General features: G+C 34.6%; 4 protein-coding genes. All 4 read right to left on the bottom strand.

Features of this window, described 5'->3' with window-relative positions:
* Nucleotides 1-492: 492 nt before the first annotated feature.
* The 4 genes from F3D3_RS23100 to F3D3_RS23115 all read right to left on the bottom strand — a co-directional run bounded on the left by F3D3_RS23100 (nucleotide 493) and on the right by F3D3_RS23115 (nucleotide 2,352).
* A complete protein-coding gene (locus F3D3_RS23100; protein WP_069876881.1) occupies nucleotides 493-792 on the bottom strand; it encodes a helix-turn-helix domain-containing protein in 300 nt (99 codons plus the stop codon).
* 12 nt (nucleotides 793-804) lie between these two features.
* Nucleotides 805-1,128, bottom strand: a complete 324-nt coding sequence (locus F3D3_RS23105; protein WP_069876883.1) for a type II toxin-antitoxin system RelE/ParE family toxin — start codon at nucleotides 1,126-1,128, stop codon at nucleotides 805-807.
* A 214-nt stretch (nucleotides 1,129-1,342) separates the two neighbouring features.
* Entirely contained in the window at nucleotides 1,343-1,780 is a 438-nt protein-coding gene (locus F3D3_RS23110; RefSeq protein WP_069876885.1) for a DUF4145 domain-containing protein, read from the bottom strand.
* A gap of 206 nt (nucleotides 1,781-1,986) precedes the next feature.
* Nucleotides 1,987-2,352: a DUF6075 family protein gene (locus tag F3D3_RS23115; protein WP_069875440.1), complete on the bottom strand. Its 366-nt coding sequence runs from the start codon at nucleotides 2,350-2,352 to the stop codon at nucleotides 1,987-1,989.
* Nucleotides 2,353-2,423: the final 71 nt, after the last annotated feature.

A 2,423-nucleotide genomic window follows, 5' to 3' on the forward strand; every position in this document is an offset into this window, starting at 1 on the left:
CTCACTGCCAGCGCATTATGAAGATTATTCCTTCTAAAAAATCCAGTGATTATACTGCACTTGAGTTTCTAGTCAAATTTATGCGCCTTGATTTTTCTAGGTGTTCAAAATGCCCTTTAGAACCTTCTAATTGTGATACTGTCATGCAAGAGGCTACACCACATATTGGTGCAGGTTAAGCTTTTGAAACTTAATAGATTCTTACACGTCCAAATGATTGAATGTACTTTCATGGGGAGGGGGAATCTATGTCATTGTATCAATTTTTCCATCGATTCACAATCTCATTTTTACCTTTTGTAAGGCGTTTATTCAAAATCTGTTCTAAAAAACCTAAAGAGCAGATCATTGGATACCCAAAGATAATGGTGACGCGGCTTCGCTAGGCACAATGTTCCTAAATCACATTTTATGCCTCCTTGAGGCTTATTTTTTTGTGTGATTTAGAAACATTACTTTATGTTATAGGATGGTTCGATTACTTATTGCTGATTATTGAGATATTCTATCTTTCTTTTCAATCTTCATTTCTAAACCTAGCGCATCTAAAATCCTTATAAAATTAGAAAGTTTCGGAATATGTTTTTCTCTCTCAAATCTTGATATTTCTTGCTGGGAAATACCTACTTTATCAGCTAAATTCTTTTGAGTCATTCCAATCTGCTTTCTTGTATCTACTACTTGTCGAATTAATTCATATTCTTTTTCTATTTCCAAATATATTTCATTGAACTCATTATCTTTTCTCAATTCATTCACTGTTCTTTTTACATCAATTTTTTTGAATGACATTTTTTGTACCTCCTATTCAATTTCTCTCATCCTATTTTTAGCTTTGTCCAGTTCAAAATTTTCAGCTTTAACCTTTTGTATTTTACAAGCATGTAAAAAATATATATTGGCATCATCCACTAATACATAAAAAATACGATTATGTCTTGGATACTTTATTTCCCATAATTTTCTTTCCAATTGTCTTGTGTTCAGATTTTCTAAAAAAGAGAGCCCTTCTGCTTCTAATGATTCTATTATGAAATAGCCTTCAACGCTTTCTCTCTTTGGTAGATTATCTAAATATTCTCTTATTAAGTCTTTTCCACCATTTGTATGGTATGTGTGTACTTTCATAATATCTGCCTTTTATTTGTCTTATTTACATTATACATCATATTTGATGTGTTTGAAATGATAATGTTCAATATCGAACTTGCCTATAACGTTTCGGGGATTACCGAAGTCACTCCTTTTTACCCTTAGGGAAAAAGTGGCACTGACCTTGCCTCGCAAGGACTGTGTCATCAGAGTGATTTAGGTAACTGACGTGTTGGACGAAGCATGCGAATTACTTGCTATGTCTGTTTTTTATATCATTAAATCTGGGTCTTAGGTGATAGAGAATTTCTAGTATTGCTTGTAAAAAATCTAAAGCGTCTTTTGAGTCTTTGTCTGAAATTTCAATATTGCTCGCATGAGCGCCATGATTTCTCAAATATTTCAACTCATTTGCCCATTCAAGAATTTCTTCACTAACAAATCCGTTTTCATTCATTTTCTTTAAACCATGATGAATTGTTTTTGTTTCAGGAACAAAGTCCTTACAAACTGCTTCTAGAGCTCTTCCAACCATAACAGTACATGCGATATATGCTTTTGCTTTTTCACATTTCACAGCTTCGGCATAGGATTGTTCTACTATCTTAGGCAATTCATAAAGAATGATTCTTTCATCCTTTGGGTATGCACAAGTATCAAATTGAAAAAATTCTAATCCAAGCCCCAAGAAATTTTCTTTATAAAATAACGATGGATGCTCACAATGATTGCAGCTAGCTAATGCATATTCCTTAGTTTTCTCGCTCTCAAGGTCACCATCTATTGTTAATGCTATCCTGACCTGTCTCTCGTCTGCTCTTACGAGTTGACACTCACTTGCTCATATTCCTGTCAAGTGAATTACCAAAGGGGCTAGACATAGCCCCTTTGGTGTTAGTAGATTGAAAATCGCATGTTTATTGCACTCATTGCAAGAATTCTATTGGGTTCATCTAAGCGATAAAACAAATGATATGGTGATGTTTCTCCATCTTCGTATCCGTTGTATAGGTTGAAACCTAAACGGATCAAGGCTGTACTTCCCGATGAGAAGTCTGTTGAACCTTCTGTGAGACATAGATGTATTTGATGCCTCTTGAAATCATAAATAGCATCGCATTTCTTGTACAAATCCTGATTACCTGAAATCAGATAGAACAAGACGGATCTTTCAGCATCCTGATGACTCATGCGGTCCTTTCTTATAAGATTCTCATAACGATTCAAGTGTTCCATCGAGAGGAAAATAGGCGCTTTCATCCTTATCGTCCTCCTTTGAGCATTTCGTGGTCTATAACGTATCGAATCATATGTTCATCTATCAAGCGCTT

It is taken from the genome of Fusibacter sp. 3D3 (assembly GCF_001748365.1).
Taxonomy (GTDB): domain Bacteria; phylum Bacillota; class Clostridia; order Peptostreptococcales; family Acidaminobacteraceae; genus Fusibacter_A.

Excerpts from the sequence above, each read along its gene's own strand:
- F3D3_RS23115 (WP_069875440.1), bottom strand. The coding sequence starts at position 2,352 with ATGAAAGCGCCTATTTTCCTCTCGATGGAACACTTGAATCGTTATGAG.
- F3D3_RS23105 (WP_069876883.1), bottom strand. The coding sequence starts at position 1,128 with ATGAAAGTACACACATACCATACAAATGGTGGAAAAGACTTAATAAGA.
- F3D3_RS23100 (WP_069876881.1), bottom strand. The coding sequence starts at position 792 with ATGTCATTCAAAAAAATTGATGTAAAAAGAACAGTGAATGAATTGAGA.